Here is a 321-nt window from a genome sequence, read left to right as displayed (position 1 = left end):
GACGGCAAGAACATCTCGTCGGTCTACACCTGGTACAGCACCGGCACGGGCTTCCAGGCACCGAAGAAGACATGGACCACGCCGGGCGGCTTCACCTGGAGCGCAAGCAAGGTCACGTCCGGCGACTTCAACGGCGACGGCAAGGACGACATCGGCGTCTTCTACAACCGCGGCCAGGGCGCGGACGGCGTCCCCCGCTCCGCGCTGTTCACCTTCACCAGCACCGGCACCGACTTCGGCTCACCGAGCCTGAAGTGGGAGAGCACCGGCTCCTTCCGCTGGACCGCAAGCCAGTTCACCGCCGGCGACTACAACGGCGAC

General features: G+C 66.7%; 1 protein-coding gene. It reads left to right on the top strand.

The window, feature by feature from the left end; translation table 11 throughout:
- Nucleotides 1-321, top strand: a 321-nt coding sequence (locus tag FVS66_RS34725) for an FG-GAP-like repeat-containing protein (protein ID WP_222946886.1), incomplete at both ends; no start/stop codon positions are given.

It is taken from the genome of Streptomyces sp. TRM49041, assembly GCF_008271805.1.
Taxonomy (GTDB): Bacteria; Actinomycetota; Actinomycetes; order Streptomycetales; family Streptomycetaceae; genus Streptomyces.
Note: the sequence above shows the minus strand (reverse complement) of the source record. Positions and strands in the feature narration are given on the sequence as shown.